Genomic DNA, 21,577 nt, shown 5'->3' on the forward strand with positions numbered 1-21,577 from the left:
ATGGGCTCTCGCCTCCGGTCGCTCATTCCAGGGTTGGAGAGTGAGCCTGGGCTCGATGAGATGGATGATGAGGTCTTCGACCGAGCGACTGCTATTCTCGAAGCGAATGGCGACGAACTCTCGAAGGAAAATATCCAGGCCCAAGCGAAACATCTGCTCGAACTCGAAACTGCCGAGGACGGTGAGATTCGTCTTGGCGTTCTTCAAGACGAGACTGAACAGTCACTGGCCGACCGGGATATCATCGCCCCACACGAGATCTCCGAGCACTCAGGGCTTCTAGAATCGGGGTACATGGTTCGTGGTGGCCAGTACGTGCGCACGATGACCATCCACGGCTATCCGGAGCGTGTTCCGCTCGGGTGGCTTGATGACCTCTATACAACGCACGATAACATCCGAGTCACACAGCACATTCGGCCGCGTGATTCCCATGAGATTCTGCGGAAACTCCGCAATCGACTCACACAACTCCGCGCTCGTCTGTATCGGAAAGACGAAAAGAATCAGAGTGATACCCACGAACTCGAATCTGATCATGAGGCCGTCTCCGATCTCATTTGGGATATCATCCGAGGGGAGACGAAGCTGTTCACGTTTGCCATCTATTTCGAGATCATTGCCGATTCAAAGCAGGAATTGAACGAGGCGACCGAGCGTGCACTCGAGATCATTGCTAAGGCCAATACAGAAGCCGTCCCACTCGAGAAACGCCAGGTCGAGTCACAGGATGCGCTTGCACCGCTCGGAAATGATCCGATCAAGGCGACCCAATTGATGCAAGAGACAGCTGTCGCGACCATGTTCCCCTTCATTGAGCCAGCGTTGGCGGATAACGAGGGCGTCTACTACGGGTTCGACGGGACACATACTCCGGTTCTCCTCGATCGCTATCGATTCTCCTCGTATTCGAAAGTGATTGCCGGTGAAATGGGTTCGGGGAAGACGTTCGCCGAGAAGTATGAGATGTTCCATCGAATGATGATGGATCCCGAAATCGAGCTTCTCGTCCTGGATCCACTGGCGGATTTCGTCGACTTTGCAGAGGATCTTGGTGGGCAAGTCATCCGCTTTGGTGGTGAGAACACGATCAACCCACTCGAAATCCGTCGTGGGATCGACGACGTCGTTGAAGATCCGTTCCTCAAGAAGTACCGGTCGGTCATGGAGTTATTCCGACTACATTTTGCATCGGGTGATGGCCAAGCGCTTTCAAATGAGCAAGAGGGGATTCTTCGGCGTGCTGTCTTGCTTTCCTATTACCAGTACGGAATCACCGAGGATCCAGTAACCCACGAGAACACGAGTCCAATTATCGGGGATATCATCGATATTCTCGAACACATCACCGATGGCGATGATCCCACTGAGTTCCTCGACTATCATCCTGATGCCGACAAACGACGAGTTGCCTCGAAAGTCCAGGACATCGCTGATCGGTTCCGAGAGACGGACGAGCGGCTAGCCTACCAACTGTTGCTCGGACTCGAAGCCTTCCAGGAAGGCGGCGAGAACGCGAATCTGAACGGCCGGACGAACGTCGAACTCGACAATCGGCTTGTGACCATCGATATGTCCATGTTCTCCGATACGGGACAAGCGCCGCTGTTTATGCACGTCATGTTCGACTGGATCTACCAGCGGGCTCAAAGCAGTGATCGGCGTACACAGGTGACGATTGACGAAGCACACTATCTGTTGCGCCGAGCAGCCACGACGGATTTGATCGACTTGTTCATCCGGCATAGTCGCCACTTCAACACCGGACTGACGCTGATCTCCCAAACGGTGGATGAATTCCTCGTTGAGTCCACTGAACAGTCCGCGGACGCACTGGAGAAAGCCCGCGAAATCTACAATCTCTGCAACATCAAGCAAATCTTCCGGCACGAATCGGTGAGCGAGGAGATGATTTCCGCTCACGATCTGACGCACAACGAACAGCGGTTCATCGCTTCCGCACAGACGGGTGAAGACGGGACCCACTCGGAGAGCTTGTTGCTCGTCAACGACTGGAAGAAGCGTATCCAGCTCCACGTGGATGAGTTTGCCGTCCACGTCCTCGATGAGGATCTCGACCCGTGGGAGTATCTCATCGAGCAGAATGCGCTCGACACAGGCGATGTCTCCTACCTGCTTGCGGACGGACGCGCCGCAGAGTACGACATTCCTCAATCACTGCTCGAACAGGCCCGCGAATCCACACCGACCAGCTAACGCACGAAATTACAGGAACCAATTCACCACCCATGACCAGCACACGTCGCTACATTCGAATTGAACCAGCCCACGAACGTGTTACCCCCTCCGATATCATCTCTCGTCTCGCCGGCCTACGCAAGCTCAAATCTGGCTGGAAAGTCAAATATCTCCCTCAGAAGAATGCCCCAACGTTCGAGTTTCTCGCACTCACACAGGGGAACCAAACGCCGGTGCGCTTCTATCTCGGTGCCACTGACGAATCGCTCTTGTCGACGGTCCGCTCGGAGTTGACTACTGCATATCCGGCGAGTTACAATCTTTCAGAGGAAGAACTCGTACTTCCCGACGAACTTCTCGGGCCATCCACCAGGGAACCCGATACGGATACCGACGAAGATACTGTCGAGTTCCAGCCGATCGGTGATGCGCGATCGGAACTATTGAACCGGTCGCCAATCGCGGCTCGGTGGCAGGGCGTGGCAACCCGCACTGATGATTGGATGACGCCGCTCACACAGTATTCCCAGCTCCACGCAACACATAATGGTGACAGTGCATCGGCGAAAGCCCCGCTTGCGACGGCCGTCGAGCGGCTTGCAAAAGCGAGTGCCCCCACCGTTTTGCAAGTGCTCTTCACTCGGTATGCGGACTGGGAGAAAGCGGCCAACACTCGCAAAGAGAATATTCAGACGAAACGTGATGGGTTCGTCCAGACCACGAAGACCAATTTCAGAGATATGCTTCGGGGCTATGACGAAGAAGAGATTCGCGATCGACGGCGTGGCCGAGACGCACCGCAGATCGGGGAGAATATCCAACAGTCACCAAACGCCACAAGTGGAGGAGCTGCCTCCCGGCAGGCACTCATCGACCAGAAAAACCCGTCCCAAACGTTTCTCGTAAACATGCGTGCAGCGGGAGTTCCACCCTCTGACGCTACCGAGACGACTATTGGAACGGTGCAGAGTGAGGTCGACGCACTTGCGAACGCGTTCAATCATCTCGATGGAGCGTACTATGAACTCGACGGGAGCCGTCTCGCGAAGGGACTGACCAATATTCGCGATCCAGCAAAGAAAGAGCTCAAACGGCTGCTCGATCGGTCACTCAACATCTCTCGCCAAGGGCGCAAACGCTCGCAGCTCATTTTGAATGCGGACGAACTCGCCAATTTCGTGGCTGTACCGAGTGCCCATACACTGACCACTGAGGGCGCTCGTGGGACTCGTGGCAAAGAGCGGCTCCGCCAGCCGTTGGCACTCCCAGCACCGGAGATGTTAGACCGATTATCAGCACCCGGCATGGCGATTGGGCTGCCGCTCAAAGATCGAAACCAACCCCTTGATGACGCGGTTTATGCCCACATATCGACACTCGTTACACACTACATTCGCGCTGCCTCGACTGGCTCGGGCAAGTCCAAAAGCGTCCAGAATGACATGCTCACACTGAGTGAGCACGTCGGCGGTCCAACAGTGTTACTTGAGTCGAAAGGCGATGCAATGGTTGAAAACTACCTCAAAGCCCATTACGCGAAATTCGGCATGCTGGACAACGTCTATCACTTTGATGCGCCGGAGATGCTTCCAGCGTTCTCGTTTTTCGATATCCGTCCTAAGCTTGCAATGGGGCGGCGCCGCGAAGATGCAATCCAGGATACCGTCGAGCACTTTCACGAAGTCATGCGGCTGATTCTCGGGAAAGAAACGCACGATCGAGCGTTCGTTGCGAACGAGATCCTGACGTTCTTGATCAAAGCGCTGTTTGACAAGGAATACGGGCAAGATGCGTTTAGTCTCGATACGCTCATTGAGGCCGTCTATCAGATGCGCCATGAACGCATCATCCCGGAAATTTGTGCAGAGAATGCCCACATCGAGCGGGCGTTACTCCAGCAATGTGAGTTGGACGAGGCGCAATTCCAGCAGTCAATGGGTGGGGCTGCGAATCGATTGAACAAACTGGTCGAACTCGAACACCTCTATCAGATCTTCAATCACGTTCCTGAGTGGGACGACGAAGCCAACGAATACACCGAGAACGTCTTCGACTTTCGGTATTTTCTCGATGAAGATGCGGTGATTCTGTTCGACATCGGTGAGTTGCGTACCGACTCGCGCAACGCGTTGACGATGGTTCTGCTGAGCAACCTCTGGGATGCCGCACAAGGATGGTCCGATGAGAGCAGGACAGGCGAGGAAGAACCAATGGGCAGTGACGAGAAGATTGCGAACGTTATTATTGAAGAGGCAGCAGCGGTTGCGACCTCTGAACTCGTCTATGAGGAGTTTTTGCCCCAAGGACGAGGATTCGGCGTGAGCCTTGGCCTGATCATGCAGTACCCCGACCAAGTGAATGATCACAGTCGGTCAAATCGACCGTATAAGGAGATTTTGAACAACGTGAAGACGAAAATCATCGGGAATATCGAGGTTGACGATGAGCTCGCGAAATCAATGGCTCATGAGAATTTATCTAAGCAGGATCTCAGCAAGCGGATACAACGATTGCCGTCTGGCGAGTGGATCGTGCAACTCCCGAGTCCCGGTTTTGGCAAAACCGATCCGACGACATTCTCGCTTGCTCCGTTGCCAATTCCAGAAGGCCACCCGGAAAGTGATGAGCCACTCGCCGGTGACGCACGCCACCTCTTTGAAGAGATGGCCCGTCCGCAGGTCAGACGACGAACCCAGACCGAATGCAGTATCCCCAATCGTCCGAACGAGATTGGGCATGACGATGCACGGGACACGCTTGCAGAGATGAGTGATGCGAACACTGCAGGCACAGACGGGTCTCAAGAGCACACAGCCGACACTGAAGCTGCCGACGGTGGCACGCCAACCGAGACACCCTTCTTCGGTACAGAAGGTGTGAGTGACGACACAGGCACAGCCGCAGACGGTGAGGTCCCAACGGGTATGGGAGACACACCGGCCAGCGACCGACCGAGTGACGAACAGGATTTCGGAGATGCTTCCATGTTCGGCGCTCCGACGACGGAGCAGTCACCACCCGACGACACACCGAACTCCCAGTCGTCCGAGCAGACAGAAACGGGTACCCAAAATGGACCTAGTGGCGAAGAGCCGACAGACACGAATAACACGGGAGACGAACCCGATGATGCTGCACTCTCCGAGCACGTTCACTACGATACGGAGACCGATGGCTACATCTGTGATCTCTGTGGCACCGAATATACGGCGTCTGAGGAGCGACGAGCGAGCGCCTGCTGTCAGTTTGCGTCGAAAGACGAGGTCTTCGTTGCCGCTCGTCGAGCGCACAAAACGACTGATTCCACGAGTGACCTCCTCGATCGACTCCGGAAAATCGCAGCCCATGCCGAAGACTACGGCATCGAAATCTCTATCCAAGAGTTTGCATCGCTCGATGAGCCTGCTAAATCCGTCTCGTCGGAGGAAGAGACATCAGAGCCACGTCCAGAACCCGAACAGACACAGACTCACGATACGACGGCAGCAGGTCGTTTCAGCGACGCAACGACGAACATTCCCGATACAACGCTCCGAGCAGAGGGTGTGACACGCGATGAGGCAGCATTCTTGGGCCTTGTTCTCGATGCGATGAACCACCAGCTTGAGGAGTACTCACTCACAGAGAGTATGGCCGATTTCGACGAGCCGTTCTCCACTCTCAACGTGGAGACACTCATACAGAAGGGGTTCCTCGAGAAGCATCGTGCCTTCCGGCAGACGTACTACACCGTGTTGCCAGCCGGGCGAACCTTCCTCGACCGATCACTGGCTGTGAACCCGGGAATTGGTGATCTTGGCGAGAAAACCCCGCACAAAGCCGGTGTCGTGTTTCTTGAACAGTGGCTTGTCCAGTACCAGGATGTCGATCGAACTGAACGCTACTATCAGCACGACTCGGGGACTATTTTCGACGTTGCAGGATTTGACGCCTCAGACGACCTCTGTTGGGTCGGCGAAGTTGAAACGACGAGTCATAACACGGACGCCGTGGTCGCTGATTACGAAAAGCTCGCGAAGGCCGATGCAAACGCTGCGTGGGCCTTCGAAGATCGAGCGTGTGCTACCGATGTGATTGACACGCTCATCGAGACTGGTCCGCTCGATCTTTCGCTGACTGCCACCCAGAAACAGACCGTCAGTGCGCTTCGCGCCGCTCTCAGCCAAAAGGCAATCCCCGGCATGACCGCTGTGAATACGTTCCGGAGTCTCAAAACGGAGGTTGACACAGAGCGATGATGTCGACGTGGCGCGAAGCAACTCGCGACGAGCTTCATACCTACTACACGGAGTCATTCCCAGGGAAAACCGACGTGCTGCCGTCGTTTATTACTGTCCAGGGACCGAAGGAATACGCTCTCGCATTCCGCGAGCCATATCCCGTTCGGAAGCAGAATACACCCGATCGAACGTTCATCCGGCGGGAGACGTGGCAGACAAGCAACTCAGGAGATCGAATCGCACAACACTTCGACTCACTAGACGAGCTGGTCGAGTTCATCCAGTATCCAGCTCGGCACGATCCGTTCCACGGAAGTAACTATGCACTTGCCGATCAGGATCTCCTCGAACGGCCCGAGCCCCGACCGAACGCGGTCTATTATGCACTTGACCACTGGGAGCGTCCGTGGGTGCTTGCCGTCGATATCGACGCGAAAGATATTGCGGAACAACGAGTTGTGCCTCAGACAGAAACGACCGCCGAGTCCACGGAATTAGTCGGATCTGACCAGCTTCGCGATGCCGGCATTCTCGACAGCGCACCCGAGGGCTACCCCTACGCATTTGCGGATATCGAGCAGGCTCTCGAATACGGATTTGCTGTCCAGGAAATCTTCGAGGACGACTTTGCAGCCACGGAAACGATGGTCGTGTACTCGGGACAGGGATGTCACGTCTATCTGCTTGATACTGACCACAAACATCGCTACGACGAACAGAGTCGGGAAGTGATCAACGACCTGCTGCTCGAAGAATACGAGATCCCCATCGATCCGGTTGTCACGGCTGACCGTCGCCGCGTACTGCGACTGCCATACTCGCTGCACGCTGATGTCTCGCGTATCGTCCAACCGATCGAGAGTCCGGATTTCGACTTCCGAACCGAAGCTACCCCCAGTTTTCTCACGACATGAGCCGAACGACACCACTAAACGACGAGTATATGGCGTATCGAGTGGCGGCACTGCCGCGTGATGAAGATCAGTACCAGTTGACACAGTTGTTTGAACGTGGATATCAGCGCTGGATGGTCGACGGTACGCAAGAAACAGAGAAGTTGCTTGCAGATATCGAGCGATTCACGTGCGATGCATTTGCGCCAAGCACACGTCGGAAGGCCGCAGAGCGACCCTATGTTGATGATCCAGGAATGCTCGCAGTCCTTACCACTCTTGGTGCGGTCTGTATCATGGATCACCCGAAACTCGAAGAGACACCCCCGCGTCATCTCGCACTTCTTGAGGATTTGCGGGAACTCTATGTGAACAACATCGGCTCGCTCATTCGCGAGTATGATGATTTCACCCTGCATCAGGAGATCGCCGAAATTCTCTATGCGAAAAAGCCTGGTGAAGACGGTCCTCACTCTGGACGCGTCTGTACAGACATCACGACACGCCCTGCGTTCGGTGACGGATACTATCTTGAGATTCCACTCGTCGCTGCCTCGCGGAAATGCTTGGCACGGACAGATCGTGACGGCGACCAACAGGGCGAAATCCAGGCACACGTCGCAGACAACCACCTCTACGTCCCAGTCTCGGATTTTATGCGGAAGTATCGATCGTATGCCGAGGATGCATTTGGACGACTACTCACAGCTCAAGAAGAAGCGCTCACGCCCGAGCAACGAAGTTGGCTGACGGCAAATGAGTCGGCGATTACCGAGCGGATCGACCGCTTTTTCGCCGCTGGGCAAACTCATCGCCTCTGGAAGAACTGGAGCCGACAGAAGCGGGATTTGCTGACGATCGTCAACGCTGTCAAGGCGGCGGACGCTGACACGGCGCAGCTGGGCAAATCGCAGACAGCACGAGAACTCTATGATGCATTGGACGCCTATGAGCCCGATCAACTGTGGGAACAACACGCCTGTGACGCGATTTCGACCCCACGAAGCCTCGGGAACATCCTCTCCGCGATGCAAAATCACGCGAGCGTAACTGTCGAACAGGCCTGGCAAAATCGCTATACACTTACCGAGTACAGCGATGGTGCACAACCGATTCATATCGACGATCTCGAGGACCTCTTTGAACTTCCCTGCCTGGCGGCGATGGACGAACGGCTCCAGGAGAAAAAACCGGTCCGCAAAGACCTGTTTAATCTCGTGCGGATGGCATGGTGGTTGCCCCAGTATCGAGACGCAAGCACAGCAGAATTCATCAGTGGTGTGAAAGACCTGTTTTCCCGGTGGTCCTGGTACGATGAAGAGACAACGGAGTACCAGATTCGATACGAACTTGAGAACGAGATCGACGGCGAGATTCCTCTTCCAATGAATTGTTCGAACGATGATATGCAACGCTACTGCATCGGGCGCGACCAGTGTCCATACTCGATCTACGGCAGTCTTCCGTTCCTGGACGAAATGTACGAGCAGCTCGATAGTCAATCGACATTGGGAACTAATTGAACCGGAAATGGACTACTCTACCACAAAATAGTCAAATGTCAGTTATTGTTTCCCAGTTGGCGACAATGCTGCAAACCTAAGGCTGGATGTAGCTCTTCTATGCAAGGATTTTCGGCTCCTCAGCGGTTTTGACCCCCCAAATCCTAAGGTTGGAATAGTAACAAGAAATTTGAAGCCTAAGGTTGGATGAATTACATAATTGGATGGTAGATCGAAAAGTGGTGTTATTAGCGGTTTGAGTAGCTGTAAGGCTTCATTTACGATTTAGAACTGCTCTCGATGATCCTAAGGCTGGATTTTACGGCCGGAAACCAGCCCTACGGATCTATACGCAATTTTAAAGCTGCCAAAGGCCGATCTGTACCTCCAAAATCTTCCAAAGTAATAGTGGGGTACAGGGGTGCAGGTGGAGAGTATGTAATTGCTGAATTGCGAGGGAGGGCGAAGATCGCGACAATCACGGAAGTATCAATGTTGTGGAGCAAAGAAAATGGAGCATTTGGAACCGTACAGAGAGAGGTGGCGACCCGACAACAAAGAACAACAATGGGGGGTCAACCAATGGACGATCCCTCGTGAAGGAGGTCGCAGTCACTACCACCCGATTGTTTCAACAATTGTATATTTTGAGCAGAGTGCGTACAGTCGTCGTGGGTCAAGTGAGGACATACTACCATGGATTGAGTCGAGTGGTACCCCAGTATCGCGAGCAGTACAATCGCCGGCTTTCATCGTCATTTATCATATTCAGAGCATATTGAGAAGGTCAATTTGCACCAGCAAGCGGGACGGATTTCTTTGTGGTTAGACTGGCAGTAGATATGGATGGCAGCCCTGTTGAAGACGCCGAAGTGGTCTTTCACAGTGCGGAGGAAGCCGTTGGGACCTCGTGATCTCGAAGCAAAATCGGCATCCGAACGATCAGACTACTCACGAGCACCAATTGCATAGAGCCGACCATCAGCGACCCCAACGTAGCACATCCCGTGTGCCAGGGCGACTTCTGTATCCATGATGTAGCCCGCCATCCCGATGTCGGGGACCGGGATTTTAATCGTCCACGCCTGGCTGTCACTCGTCTCGTAGGCAACAACCGAGTCATTCTGTGGGACGACCACACCACCGTCACCGGCAGCGGGGGGTTGATTGTCCTCCTTCTCGGCTGATCGCCAGCGAATCGACCCGTCTGCAATATCGATTGCAACGAGCCCTCCGTGATAGGTCTGTACGTACGCAGTGTCCGCCGTGACTGCTGGTGAGGGAATCGCGTTGCCGTCGTCTTCGTCGCCGATGGTCGTCCGCCACAGAACGGTTCCATTGGCGGTATCAGCTGCGACGAGTTCCCCAGCGAGGCCCGGGACGTACAGACGCCCGTCGGCTACCGTGGGGGTGGCCTGAATGACCGGACAACACTCAACTGGTGTGGCGATCTGTTTGCTCCACCGTTGCTCACCAGTGGTCGCATCAAGCGCCGCGATACCCCCGTCGGTTAACCCGACATAGACACCGTCGCGATCCGCACAGGTCGCCGTGTAGCACTCCCCATCGATAGATGTTCGCCACTGTTGGGTGCCATCGAGCGAATAGGCATACACTGCGTTCTCCTCGTCTCGCGTTGCTAGGTAACACGTTCCGTTCATAACTGCTGGCGAGCCAGTCACGTCTGGAAGCGTGTCGGTCCACTGGATCGCACCATTCCGGGTGAGAGCCGTCAGGGTTGCCTGGTCGTAGTTTGAGCTTCGGGTTACAGCAAGTAGTCTGTCACCAGCCACTGCGAGCCCCACAGTTCGACCCGTGTCGAGATGTTTTTCGAGTTGCTGGGCGCCAGTTTTCGCATCGAACCCAGCAAGATAGGCGTCTGGGTTGTTAGCGTCTGTTGCTGATTCAGTATAGCCGATATAGACACGATTCGGACCGACAATTGGTGGCGTCGCTCCGTGAGGGTCCGTGCCTGGACGGCGAAGCCACGCGACGCCAACATCGCCGTGTGGGAGTGTCGACGCAGCAGAGCTGGTTCGTCCCCCATCATGGCCTTCAACTCCCCAACGACCGTCTGGGACGTAGCTCGCTTTGTATGCGTCGTTTGTGAACGGTTTGGGAATGCCCTTCCCGTTCGAAAGTCCTGGGATAGTCGGAGCGATGCAGCCGCTCACACTCACTATCCCACCCCCAATCGTCATCTGTCGAAGGAGGGAGCGACGCGTCAGTGGAGCCATGTTAGGTGTCGACACAGCCATGGCATACGTTTTCTGGTGGGATCAACCGCCGCCGGGCGGTACAGTATCACCTCGAAAGCCCCCGCGCGCTCGACGGCTGCGCCTCGCTGCGCTCCTCACATCGTTGCGGTGCTTACGTCGGCTCGCTCGACGAGCGCACGGCCCCTTTCAGTCCCCACCCGATTCGGGTAGTCGAGATTTGGTACTCACTGTTTAACTGGTGATTCGTGAACGGCACGCCCCGCTCGCCGCGTGCCGCCCTCCGCGTCGCTCGCGACCGACCAGTCCGGGCGTGCGGCCTGCGGCCGTTCCGGGCATCTGGTTTCGACGCCAGCACCAAGCGCGCTTTCGGTTGCGTCTCCCGCTGGTCGACGGACACGAAACCGGCTTGCGTGCTGGTCGCTCGCGTCGGGCGGATCGCCGCGCGGTGCTGGTCGTGTCCCTTCGAAAACGCGCGCTCGCTTCGCGCCCAGGGGACGCTCGCGAAGGCGCAAGCGAGCGCGCAGGAGTCGGATTGAGTTCGTGTAGTGGAGAGATGTGACTCGTGTAGTGGCGAGTGTCGGAAAAGACGCGGTAGTGGACGCGCCTTCGGAATTTTGGAGTATTCCAATGAGTAGTAAACAGACGATCGGTCAAAAAGTTTCGGTTGATGAACAGGCGATTGAATGTAGCGAAGAGAAATTCGAGGGCGTTGAAAAAACACCTGAGCTGCGGCCATCGGTTGAGCAGACGATCCAAGGGAAAGTCGATACGAATCATCCAGATGGGGTCGGACGTGGATTGACGTTGGCGGCAGAAGAGCGAATGGTGGCACGAGAGAAAGAAATCACACGAACGCGTGAGCGATGGGATCGATCACAAGATTCGAAACGGGAAGTGCAGTGTCGGCGAGCATCGAAAGCAGTGAGTCGAGAGCGGCGCTGTGCGTTCCAGGAGCGAGCGGCAAGTGTAGATCCGTGGTGTGACCCGGAGAGAGGGGATCCCCGCGAGGAGTTAGCTCAGGAGAAGTTAGCGGCAGTGAACAAGCAGGCGATGCGGTTAGCGGAAAAGCTTGAAGGATGGTCAAGAGCAGCGATCAGTCGGCGGTTAGCTGAACGCGTCGTGGATGAGACAGGCATAATGGGTGCAGTTGTGGGTGTGTATGAAGAATTGCGGACGGCCCCCGGGCAGGTGATTCCGATCGCGGATGTGCAGGACGTGAATCGGAAGGAGGTGAGCATCGAGGGGCAAGTTACCCAGCTGTGGACTCCTGGGAGTCCGAAGATCCAGCAAGTTGGACTGATCGAAGACGACAGTGGTCGCATCAAATTCACCGTGTGGCGAGCGTCGCGGAAGACGATGGTCGAGGAAGGTGAGAGGGTGCAGTTGCGATCAGTTGCAAAGAACTGGTACGAGGGACGCGTCTCGGTGGCCGTCACTGGGTGGTCGGCCCTGCATTTCCCTGAGCGCGGTCGGTGGTGGGACGCGTAGCCAGCTAATGCGGTCTTCTTTTTTGCTAATGCCGAACCGACCCAAGCCCCACCGCCCCACCCTCCGCTCCGTGCTCGCCTCGCTGCGCGCGCAGCCATAACCACTGAGATTGGCTGAAAATATATGAATTGACTCACAGAAAAATCCTCTGCTCCCAAATCTGGGTATTTCTACTTTTCCGAATTTAACTCTAATTCCTTCGCTTCGAGTTCACCAGCAAGGTACGCGATCCCCTGGTTAGTGATTTCGTAGTAGCCCTTTTCTTCGTCAACCTTCTGCAGAAGGTCGTGGTCTGCGAGTGTTCGCATCCGATTGCGGACGTGAGAGTAGGAGAAGTCGATGTTATAGGCAACAGCTGCAGGGGGAAGGGCGATGGCATGATCCTCGAAAAACTCAAGGATAGTATCATCAGCGTTCGTCATCCATGAGACCCGCGGACGCATATCCGCGACAATTCTGGTAGCACGTTTAGTCGCGTCGATAATAGAAAATAGTCACCTATAAAAGATACTGTAGTAGCCTATATGAGCTACAATTTTATTAGGATAGAGTTGTTAGGATACACCAAGAGCTCACTCGGAATTCACTGCCTCCGAAAGGAATGTAGTGGATTCGTGCCGTGAACACGAATCCGAGTTGGCTCTCTACCGAGAAGCCATGTATATATTCGAGAACATGGGACAAAAGTGTCCCGTCCGAGAGCCGCAGCACCTACCAACCACCATCCACCGACAGACGAAGCCAAGTTTTTCACACCCGTGGAGGGGTGAGGTTCAATGACTAACCACTCGCCACGCACAGAGATGATTCTCAGTCTCGATCCAACCGATCGCATCCAAATCACTACCTCAAACTGCACACTCACGGGGATCGTCTATCAGTGCGACCACCGCGAACCTGAATTCACCTGCCGTGGACCCGAGCCGGGCGAATATACGCTGTACTTCGCCACTGCTTGCAATGACCGTTATCGACTGCAGTACCGGTACTACGACGAGATCGACCACACCGAGACCAAACTCGATCACTACGAGCGAACACCCGATGGCCGGTACAGCTGGCTCCGCACTGATGTGCGTATCGAGGCCATCACCACCCCAACGGCGGGTGAGCAGGAATGACGACCAGCCAGCGTGCGATCATCCCGCGGCCGTTGAATCCACGCGACACCAACGTACTTACCCACCAGCTCTCGGCAGGTGATTGCGTTCGCATCACGGTGACCAAACGACCCCGGACGATTCTCACGGTGAGGGAGACACGTCCATCGACCACCCACGCACCACAGCTTGTTCTGACGACACCACTAAGAACGACTGCACAGCACGCTATCTACCACTGTACGGCTTTCCAGTCCGATTCTCCCATGACGGTCATCGAATACACGCACACTCTCAGTGACACCATTGCCCGCTGTATCGGGTCACTTACCACCATCGCCCATTACCCTCGGCTTTCGGCACCAGCAGACGACACGGCAGTCAGAACGGAGGTGCGTGCCAATGAGTAACACCACTGTTTCCGGAGCAGCCAGTAGTTTCGCTGGTGACGTATCGGTCAGCGACCTCGCAGACCATGTCCGGACGCTTACCGACCGTATCGACGACCTCGAAGCAGATGTGGCCGAGAAAGACGAACACATCTCGGATCTCCATGCCGATCTCGAACAGAAAGACACCCAGATCGAGGAACTCGAAGAGCGAGTAGCGGATCTAGCGAACAAAGTAGACGACGCAAAAGCCCATCGGACGGCCATTACCCGCAAAACGCAGGCCTGCGACGAACGAATCGATGAACTCCAAGCTCGTGAGTTCGAGAAAGGCGTCCACTTACTCGCCGAAAACGTCGACGAAGACCGAATCACCGTTGCAGGGAACAGACTCGAACGCATTACCAAAGACGACGGCAAGACCTACTTCCGACTCCCCGGTGAGGAAGATGCCCTCGGTCGCGGTGGTGCCGTTGCGCATTCGACAGCCGATCTCTTGCCGATCCAGCGACTGGCTCGCTATGATGACGAGATGCTGGCGTCCGTAACCAATCGCAAGCCCGACGAACTCGCAGCCAAGGTGTGGCGCGAACGTGACGATGCCAGTCGGTATTCGCTCTGGTCGACCGGCAGTGGCGAGATCCGTGCCTATCTCGATGCCTCCGATCTTGCTGAGTGGATTCGCCTGAAAGAGTGTGGCGTGAGCAAGAAGTACAGCCAGGAACTCGCACGGCGGACAATGGACGCAATGTGCGAACTCTCGAAGAATCGGCTTGGAAAAATCAAACGCCAGCGATCCAAAGACGGACTGAACTACCAGGAGACTCGTCTCGTGTTGAAAGCCGATGTGGAGCTTCCCGGTGAGGTTTTGAAAGAGAACACGGACGCGGACGATAGCCCGACCACAGACGGAGGTGCCGGAGAGTAGCGTGGTCGGGACGAAATCACACCCGAGAAGGTCACGACTCTAACACGAACCCCCACACAACCGTGGTCGTGGACGTCCCGAATTGACACAGTTCGGGACAGACGCCGTATGGCTACTTGTGAGTATGGTAGTTGTATCGGCATCTATCGGCTAGAAGCCAGCGGGAGGGGGAGAGCGGGTACCGGCCACCGCGTCTGTGGTCGGAGCGGGACACCGAAATCCCGTGATTGCTTGAGTGCTACGTCTGGTTCGCAAATACGGGGAAGGTTTCTTAGGCTGGCACACAAATGGCTATGTAATGAGTATCTTAGCGAGCGACTTCACGGAGCTGACAAAAACCACCGATGAAAAAGAGCGATTAGGTGACGCGCTTGCTGGCGAAGCAAGCGAACTGGACGTGGATTCTGTTGCTGCGGTTCGAGAGCTACGGGAACGCGAATGAGGTATTTTGTCGATACGAATATTTTCATAGCGGCACTTACAGACGAACCCAACCGAGGAGATGTTGCAGTCGACTTCTTGAACCACGAGGCGGACTTCTATACCTCGCTACTGAATGTGATGGAGTTGCGGAGTGTTCTTGGCAAAAAGAAGCAACTCAAACAGGAGCGTGTGGCCGAATTAGAACGACGAGTTACATCCCAGGTTGAAATTGTCGTTCCGGATGCGTCCGATATGCTTGCTGCAAATAAACGACATCAGGAAACACTGCTCTATCCGATGGACTGCCTTATTTTAGCGTGTGCCGAGAGCCAAGACACGACATTAGTCTCGTTCGACAAGAAACTCATTGAAGCAGGAGCGCGCTCACCGGAAGAAATCATCGACGATTCATAGACAACGTTATCGAACCTGTAAGCATCGGCGTTTGCTTCATTTTAACGCAGATAAATACCCAGCACGTCGAGGACAAGTATCTCGACGTCCTCGAGCACGCGAAGAACGTTGCCAAGACGAACGACGTGATGGTCGACGGTTTGGCTATCGGGAAGTCGCAACGCACTACGGCTGTGCATACAAGAACGACGGCTATCGGGTGATGGAAGAGACGGACGAGCGTGTGCCCGGAGTGACCTACAAAGAGTCACGGACGTTGTGTGTGGACGATGCAATGGGCGTCGGTGGTCTCCACATCGAAATCACGTTCGCCCATCCCGAAATAGCGGGATGGATGCGCGCCCACGAAACCAACGCGGAAATAGAGAACGGAGGGCGCTAATTAGAGCGTTGTACTCACGAAGGTTCGTCGAACCCCTTTCGAACCACGCCACTACACGAGATTCACACCGCATTGCCGGTGACACATGGTGGTACTAGTTAGTTGGGTACGGTAGAGTACGTTATTTTCTGCAAAACAAGGGGGGTTGCCTCGGCCAAACCCCCTTATTACGACATTGTAATGTGCAGCAAACCGATTGCCAGGAGCAATCACAGAAAATATCCGCACATTCGCCTCACTCGACCGGCTGAGCTTTGGGGAACTGATAACTCCCGTTGATGATTGGCTCACGCGGTTGGTAGAGCCGGACCATATAGTGCCATCCTTCTGGGGTGTAGAGGAAGTTCGGCTGGTCGGGATCGCCACCGAAATGGATCGTGACGCTGCCGTCATCGGCTCGCTCTGCGGTCACGTTGTTGACCGTGTACGCGTCGAACTCGTTCTCCTCGAGGAAGAGATCACGGTTGTAGACGGTGACCGAACAGAACGCGTCGACCGGGACATTCTTGACGGTGAGTGTGTATGACGTCTCGCCGTCATTCTGGGAGGGAATCCGTTGGAGGAAGAGCGCTTCCGATGGCTGCGGGGGGCCGGCCCACCCTCCCGTACTGGCGATGAAAAATTTCACGGGGTCGACCTCGCCGACGTCACCACACGCGCCCAAGAAGTCCTCGAGCGTTCTATAGACCGTTGTCATCGCCTCGTCGAGTTGTTCGAACGATTATGGATCCCAGTTGGGGATCTCAAACGAGCCAGCCGATGCTTGTTCGACGCCAATCACGTCCTGGAGTTGCCGGACTTGGTCCAGATCGACCGGGTCGTTCGGGTCGACAAACATGCGGATTAGGACGCCAGCATACCGAGTCCCGACCATCTCTTGTGTGATCGTGTACTCGCCGGCGTCGGTGGCGAACTTTCTCACGTATTGATCCTCGTTCTGGACACTCATAGACTGGTAGCGGTCACCACTGTCTGGGAGCGTGATAGAGACTGGCTCGGTCAGATCGAACACCCCGAGTGAGTAAATCGTGTCACGATTTGGCTCGATGTCCAACTGGTCCGTGACAGGGGTTATCTCTCTGTAATTATAGAGCTGTCCGAACCCATCCCTGTCGACGGTTGCCTGGAACGCAGCATGACAGTTGGCGCGTGGGTAGTTCTCCCACGTCACCGGGACTGACTCGTCATCTTCTGGCGTCTGTTGCTCGCTGGGTTGGTAGTCTGTGTCGATGTGTTTTGGCGAGCACTGGCACTACCGACGCCCATCGCAAGTAAGCTGGCGAGGCTTGCCCCGCGAAGCGCGGTGCGGCGGGTTGCCTGCAGCGGGTTAGAATTCGATTCTGCGTCAGCCGTCGTGGCGTGTGTCTCGTTACTCATGGTTGGTGTCTCTCTTTCCTCCGCACGATGCCCACAGCACTGCCCCACCCGACTCGCACTCCATACGACGGACTCCTACAAATTAATATCTCTAAAATAACATAAATTCCAGACAGAATGGCGGTGAGAACTGGTTGGCCACCTGTTCAGTTCTGATCTGAGACCTGTTTTCTGTGTACTGAACAACCTACCTATCTCCTGTGTACGTTCGTGGCTGGCTTGATTCGTGTTCTGCAACCAGCACAACCGACGAAATCGGATATCGATTGGAGCTTTCTAGCGAGGCCGTAATTTGTGGTTCGTTAGAAGAGAAGGTGTGCAACTGATCCAGCCTCTATCCTGTGGTCATTAGAGATACGATTTGAGGCTAATTTCGTCATGACTCGAAAGGAATTGCTCAATGTCCGACTCACGCCACCTAAGTGGTGACAACACTCGCTGCTGCACGAACTAAAGACGAGTCGTGAGAGAACTACTTCGACACTCTTGCACCCAGATAGCCGAAGCACTAAGACTGGTGTTGCGTACCGCTGTCTGAACGAAATAGATTGGTGTCGTTAGAGACCCATTTCCGACGATGGGAACGGACGCTTAGCTAGGCAAAGAAGGAGCGAAAGAATCCTGCTTAAGTTATACTGAGTTTTCGAAGACAGCGTACCCTATTGTCTCAGAGGCATGCCATACCTCAGTATCGACACTTTGTTCCTCTTCAATTTTGACCTCCACACCGGTACCGGTAAGATTCCGATAGCGAAGGCTGGCCGTATCAGGACCCTTGAATGTCTGCATGCCACCGATGAACTTAGGTTGGTCGTATTGCTGGTCGAAGGTAAGCTGCGCCCAATTATTATCGATCGAGATTCCGATTTGCTGGACTTCAAACGGTCTCCCGTTGATCTGCCCACTTGTTTGTTGAAGTGCAACATAGCCAACGGTTTCAGTCGTGTGTCCACCCTTGGCCTCCTCCTCTTGGAGGCGCACATCGAACGAACTACTAGAGACGTTTCGGAGCCGGGTGATGATTGGGTTAGCTTCGTTGAATGTTTGAGCCTGTGTGAAGACAACCGGCCTTTCTGTTCCAAAGGTACTTCCTAGCGAAACGTTGATGAAACCACTAGATATGGATGTTGTTCCAGCTTTTACGCGATAGGAAGTGCCATCATCTAGTAGTAATTCCTGCTCTGTAGGTTCCACAGCCATCATATGGAATACTTCATCTGTGTGCCCTCCGTCGAGATATTTCCACTCCTCTAGCTTGTATTCGAAGCTATCAGTAGTAACATTTTGTAATCGAACATGAGTTGGGTCACCACCATTACCCGAAAGAGGTTTTGCAATTATCACACGATGCGACTGTGAATCTAATTGAGCCTGGTGCCAATAATCACGGTTCGGCTGATTACTGGAAATTGTGTCCGTTAAGATTGTTGGCTCTCCAAAGACAGCATATCCCATCACTTCGGTAGCGTGGTCTGTTTCTTCATCGTTGCTTTGTGTCTCTTCGACTTTTACTTCGACACCTGTACTGGTAAGATTGCGGTAGCGAAGCGCTGCCGTATCAAGACCATGGTATGTTTGGAGATCGGCAACGAATTGCGGTCTTTGATACCGTTGTTGGAACTCAATGCGTGTCCATTCGTCAGAAACTACTTGCGCTGTCTGTTGCGCTTCGAATGGTCTACCATTGAGATACCCAATGTCGGGTTGGAGTGCGATATATCCAACTGTTTCTATAGTGTGGTTTTCATTTCCTTCTTCTTGAACTCTTACGTTAAATGAATCATCCGTCAGATCAGCGACTCGTGTGACGATCGGATCAATACCGTCGAATGTTTCTGCTTGCGTTAGAACGACGGGTTGTGTCGAACCGAAGAAATCATCAAGAGGTACCGATGTAAATTCATCGTCTGCGATCACCGTCCCGGATTTTACTTGGTATGGTGAACCATTGTCCAATTGGAGATTATATTCCGCAGGCGATACAGCAAGCGTGTTAAACGTTTCTGTAGTGTGAGAGCCATCAAGATAGTACCATTCTTCCAATTTATACTCAAACCCACCAGTGATATCATTTTGAAGCCGAACATGTGCTGGTTCAGCGCCATAGTATGAGAGAGGTTTCGCAACAACAACACCAGTCGATTGATCACTTGCTTCAACGTAGTGCCATTGGTCTTCGGATGTCTGATCGGTAGTCAGCGTATTTGTTGCAAGCACATCACCTGGAGAATACGGCGTTCCATCAACACTCCATGTTGCAGATCCACTACCACTAGTCGAAACAATACCATCGGTGACGTAAAAGGCATACACCTCTCCTGGTGGAACCGATCCGGTAGCCTGCTGTGAATCTGGTGGTCGCACTGGTGAGTCATCTGGCCCCCAATCCATTGCCACAGTTGCTCCGTTATCACCCGCTGGGAGAACATACGTACCAGCAGTAATTTGGAAGGATGCAGCGGTGTCATTCCCAGTATTGTCAATACGAACTAGCTGTGCTGATTGGAGTGGGACCTCTCCAAGCGGTGGTGCAGGTGGGAGCGGTGGTCGTGTATCAGGAGATGTCGGGTCACCGTTTGTAACCATCTGGTCTCGAACATACGATGAATCCGTCTGTTTTCCGGACCCACCTAACACACCTGAGACCGTGCCCCATTCATCGGGTGTCTGATCGATGGAAACAGCATATGTGTATGGATGATCATTCTCGACTTGGATATTTTGCAACTTAAGATATTCGAGATTAGCAATATCCCCATCATTCATACGACCGGGTAACGTATAGATTGCGTCGTGGCTTTTTTCAGAGTTATAGCTGATTCTGACATTTTGTACGTCAATTCGCTCGACCGGTGTTGGCCCTGTGATTGGCCCCCCACAAGAGGTTTCTGGATAACGATGATAGAAATCACTATCAGCAATAGTAATTGTTCCCTTATAGCTACTGACACCTCGTGATGAATCAGTTGGAACCGAACCTTCTGCGTTCACACCACGCTGAAGTGATCCACCAGACCAAGCTTGAATTGGATGTTTATCATCCTTAATTGAGACACAGTTGCGAACTTCGGTATTCCCACCTAAGCGCATCCCGTTCTGAGTATTTCGCTGAAAACAATTGTAAACCTTCATAGGGCCTTCAGGATTCTTCGCGTATATTGTGTTTTCACCCCAGAGTTCGAACCAACAGCGATTAAACACGAGTTCACCCTTTCCTGATTCAACAAGGATAGCTCGGCGGTTACTCGCTTCATCGGGTTCACATGCCCCCTCATGGAAATAACAGTCCTGTAAAAGACCACGAGTACCCTCTGCCGAGGAGAGTCTAAAATAGGTTCGAGCCTCACTTGAGTTACCAGACCTAATATTTGAGTCTGTGGCAGCCCGTACCTTTCCACGAGTAACCAATCGCTTGAGTTCCCAATCCCCAGATTCGTAGTTCATCCGAACAAATGGTGGCACTGGCGTATTACGCATATCCAGTTCGAATCCATCCATGACGAATCCTTGTGAGTATACATCGATCCACCGGATGTTATCTCCTGACTGGCCGGGAACCAGGCGAGCACCGTTAGGTGCAATGAGTTGAAGGTTGTCAACACCTGACTGAACAAGGAGTTCATTGAGTTTGTACGTTCCTGAGGGGAAGACTATCGTAGTGTCCTCTCTGGCAATATTATTCAATACGCTATCGATCGGGGTGTCACCACTGTCATCTGCTCCTTCCTCGACAATATTATATGTTGTCATTCAGACATACCCCAATAGTCAATCAAGTGCCTGCTTTTTTCTGAATATGGGATCCATTTTTCACCTATATTTTCTTCTGTGTTTTCCACCCATGAAATTGTAGAGATGAGGAAGCTATGATATTCTTTCACACAACTTATCAAAATACTATGTTTCTTGCTATTAATTTTGTTAATGAGTGTTTTCATGAGATAAAAGGAATTCATTTTCCTCAATATAAAATTTTTCCTATTTTAGTCTCTTGAGATCGGAACCAAAAAGCATATATTATATATTTTTATTATATGAGCTAA

Annotated in this window: 15 protein-coding genes; 9 read left to right on the plus strand and 6 right to left on the minus strand. The window is 53.6% G+C overall.

The window, feature by feature from the left end; all coding sequences use genetic code 11:
* The 4 genes from V5735_RS20295 to V5735_RS20310 are packed head-to-tail and all read left to right on the plus strand — an operon-like array spanning nucleotide 1 to nucleotide 8,835.
* A complete protein-coding gene (locus V5735_RS20295) occupies nucleotides 1-2,217 on the plus strand; it encodes a VirB4 family type IV secretion system protein (protein WP_423746966.1) in 2,217 nt (738 codons plus the stop codon).
* Between the two features lie 32 nt (nucleotides 2,218-2,249).
* Nucleotides 2,250-6,437, plus strand: coding sequence for a hypothetical protein (locus V5735_RS20300; protein WP_423746967.1), 4,188 nt, complete (start codon nucleotides 2,250-2,252; stop codon nucleotides 6,435-6,437).
* A complete protein-coding gene (locus tag V5735_RS20305) occupies nucleotides 6,434-7,333 on the plus strand; it encodes a DNA primase (RefSeq protein WP_423746968.1) in 900 nt (299 codons plus the stop codon). The genes V5735_RS20300 and V5735_RS20305 overlap by 4 nt, the downstream gene beginning before the upstream one ends.
* Nucleotides 7,330-8,835: a primase-associated protein gene (locus V5735_RS20310; protein WP_423746969.1), complete on the plus strand. Its 1,506-nt coding sequence runs from the start codon at nucleotides 7,330-7,332 to the stop codon at nucleotides 8,833-8,835. The genes V5735_RS20305 and V5735_RS20310 overlap by 4 nt, the downstream gene beginning before the upstream one ends.
* 926 nt (nucleotides 8,836-9,761) lie before the next feature.
* Here V5735_RS20310 and V5735_RS20315 read toward each other — a convergent pair.
* A complete protein-coding gene (locus V5735_RS20315; protein ID WP_423746970.1) occupies nucleotides 9,762-10,988 on the minus strand; it encodes a PQQ-binding-like beta-propeller repeat protein in 1,227 nt (408 codons plus the stop codon).
* 672 nt (nucleotides 10,989-11,660) lie between these two features.
* Between V5735_RS20315 and V5735_RS20320 the strand changes: the two genes are divergently transcribed.
* On the plus strand, nucleotides 11,661-12,521 hold the full coding sequence (locus V5735_RS20320; RefSeq protein WP_423746971.1) for a DNA-binding protein: 861 nt from the start codon (nucleotides 11,661-11,663) through the stop codon (nucleotides 12,519-12,521).
* Between the two features lie 170 nt (nucleotides 12,522-12,691).
* Here the strand turns inward: V5735_RS20320 and V5735_RS20325 are convergent, their stop codons facing one another.
* Complete coding sequence (locus V5735_RS20325; protein ID WP_423746972.1) at nucleotides 12,692-12,943, minus strand: ArsR family transcriptional regulator; 252 nt, start codon at nucleotides 12,941-12,943, stop codon at nucleotides 12,692-12,694.
* A 354-nt stretch (nucleotides 12,944-13,297) separates the two neighbouring features.
* Here V5735_RS20325 and V5735_RS20330 point away from each other — a divergent pair, with 354 nt between their 5' ends.
* From V5735_RS20330 to V5735_RS20345, 4 genes are all read left to right on the plus strand, one after another.
* Complete coding sequence (locus tag V5735_RS20330; protein WP_423746973.1) at nucleotides 13,298-13,642, plus strand: hypothetical protein; 345 nt, start codon at nucleotides 13,298-13,300, stop codon at nucleotides 13,640-13,642.
* A 381-nt stretch (nucleotides 13,643-14,023) separates the two neighbouring features.
* Complete coding sequence (locus tag V5735_RS20335) at nucleotides 14,024-14,938, plus strand: hypothetical protein (RefSeq protein WP_423746974.1); 915 nt, start codon at nucleotides 14,024-14,026, stop codon at nucleotides 14,936-14,938.
* A gap of 298 nt (nucleotides 14,939-15,236) precedes the next feature.
* Nucleotides 15,237-15,380: a hypothetical protein gene (locus V5735_RS20340; protein WP_423746975.1), complete on the plus strand. Its 144-nt coding sequence runs from the start codon at nucleotides 15,237-15,239 to the stop codon at nucleotides 15,378-15,380.
* Nucleotides 15,377-15,775, plus strand: coding sequence for a type II toxin-antitoxin system VapC family toxin (locus V5735_RS20345; RefSeq protein WP_423746976.1), 399 nt, complete (start codon nucleotides 15,377-15,379; stop codon nucleotides 15,773-15,775). Before V5735_RS20340 ends, V5735_RS20345 begins: the two co-directional genes overlap by 4 nt.
* Before the next feature lie 617 nt (nucleotides 15,776-16,392).
* Here the strand turns inward: V5735_RS20345 and V5735_RS20350 are convergent.
* From V5735_RS20350 to V5735_RS20365, 4 genes are all read right to left on the minus strand, one after another.
* On the minus strand, nucleotides 16,393-16,854 hold the full coding sequence (locus tag V5735_RS20350; RefSeq protein WP_423746977.1) for a DUF1214 domain-containing protein: 462 nt from the start codon (nucleotides 16,852-16,854) through the stop codon (nucleotides 16,393-16,395).
* Between the two features lie 24 nt (nucleotides 16,855-16,878).
* On the minus strand, nucleotides 16,879-17,328 hold the full coding sequence (locus tag V5735_RS20355) for a DUF1254 domain-containing protein (protein WP_423746978.1): 450 nt from the start codon (nucleotides 17,326-17,328) through the stop codon (nucleotides 16,879-16,881).
* An 836-nt stretch (nucleotides 17,329-18,164) separates the two neighbouring features.
* Nucleotides 18,165-21,284, minus strand: coding sequence for a hypothetical protein (locus tag V5735_RS20360; RefSeq protein WP_423746979.1), 3,120 nt, complete (start codon nucleotides 21,282-21,284; stop codon nucleotides 18,165-18,167).
* The gene (locus tag V5735_RS20365) at nucleotides 21,281-21,472 is read right to left on the minus strand and encodes a hypothetical protein (protein ID WP_423746980.1); all 192 of its coding nucleotides are present in this window, start codon (nucleotides 21,470-21,472) and stop codon (nucleotides 21,281-21,283) included. The genes V5735_RS20360 and V5735_RS20365 overlap by 4 nt, the downstream gene beginning before the upstream one ends.
* Nucleotides 21,473-21,577: the final 105 nt, after the last annotated feature.

The sequence above is a fragment of the Haladaptatus sp. SPP-AMP-3 genome (assembly GCF_049568665.1).
GTDB lineage: Archaea > Halobacteriota > Halobacteria > Halobacteriales > Haladaptataceae > Haladaptatus > Haladaptatus paucihalophilus.

Excerpts from the sequence above, each read along its gene's own strand:
- V5735_RS20360 (WP_423746979.1), bottom strand. The coding sequence starts at position 21,284 with ATGACAACATATAATATTGTCGAGGAAGGAGCAGATGACAGTGGTGAC.
- V5735_RS20330 (WP_423746973.1), top strand. The coding sequence starts at position 13,298 with ATGACTAACCACTCGCCACGCACAGAGATGATTCTCAGTCTCGATCCA.
- V5735_RS20295 (WP_423746966.1), top strand. The coding sequence starts at position 1 with ATGGGCTCTCGCCTCCGGTCGCTCATTCCAGGGTTGGAGAGTGAGCCT.
- V5735_RS20325 (WP_423746972.1), bottom strand. The coding sequence starts at position 12,943 with ATGACGAACGCTGATGATACTATCCTTGAGTTTTTCGAGGATCATGCC.
- V5735_RS20365 (WP_423746980.1), bottom strand. The coding sequence starts at position 21,472 with ATGAAAACACTCATTAACAAAATTAATAGCAAGAAACATAGTATTTTG.
- V5735_RS20345 (WP_423746976.1), top strand. The coding sequence starts at position 15,377 with ATGAGGTATTTTGTCGATACGAATATTTTCATAGCGGCACTTACAGAC.
- V5735_RS20340 (WP_423746975.1), top strand. The coding sequence starts at position 15,237 with ATGAGTATCTTAGCGAGCGACTTCACGGAGCTGACAAAAACCACCGAT.
- V5735_RS20300 (WP_423746967.1), top strand. The coding sequence starts at position 2,250 with ATGACCAGCACACGTCGCTACATTCGAATTGAACCAGCCCACGAACGT.
- V5735_RS20335 (WP_423746974.1), top strand. The coding sequence starts at position 14,024 with ATGAGTAACACCACTGTTTCCGGAGCAGCCAGTAGTTTCGCTGGTGAC.
- V5735_RS20310 (WP_423746969.1), top strand. The coding sequence starts at position 7,330 with ATGAGCCGAACGACACCACTAAACGACGAGTATATGGCGTATCGAGTG.
- V5735_RS20350 (WP_423746977.1), bottom strand. The coding sequence starts at position 16,854 with ATGACAACGGTCTATAGAACGCTCGAGGACTTCTTGGGCGCGTGTGGT.
- V5735_RS20305 (WP_423746968.1), top strand. The coding sequence starts at position 6,434 with ATGATGTCGACGTGGCGCGAAGCAACTCGCGACGAGCTTCATACCTAC.
- V5735_RS20320 (WP_423746971.1), top strand. The coding sequence starts at position 11,661 with ATGAGTAGTAAACAGACGATCGGTCAAAAAGTTTCGGTTGATGAACAG.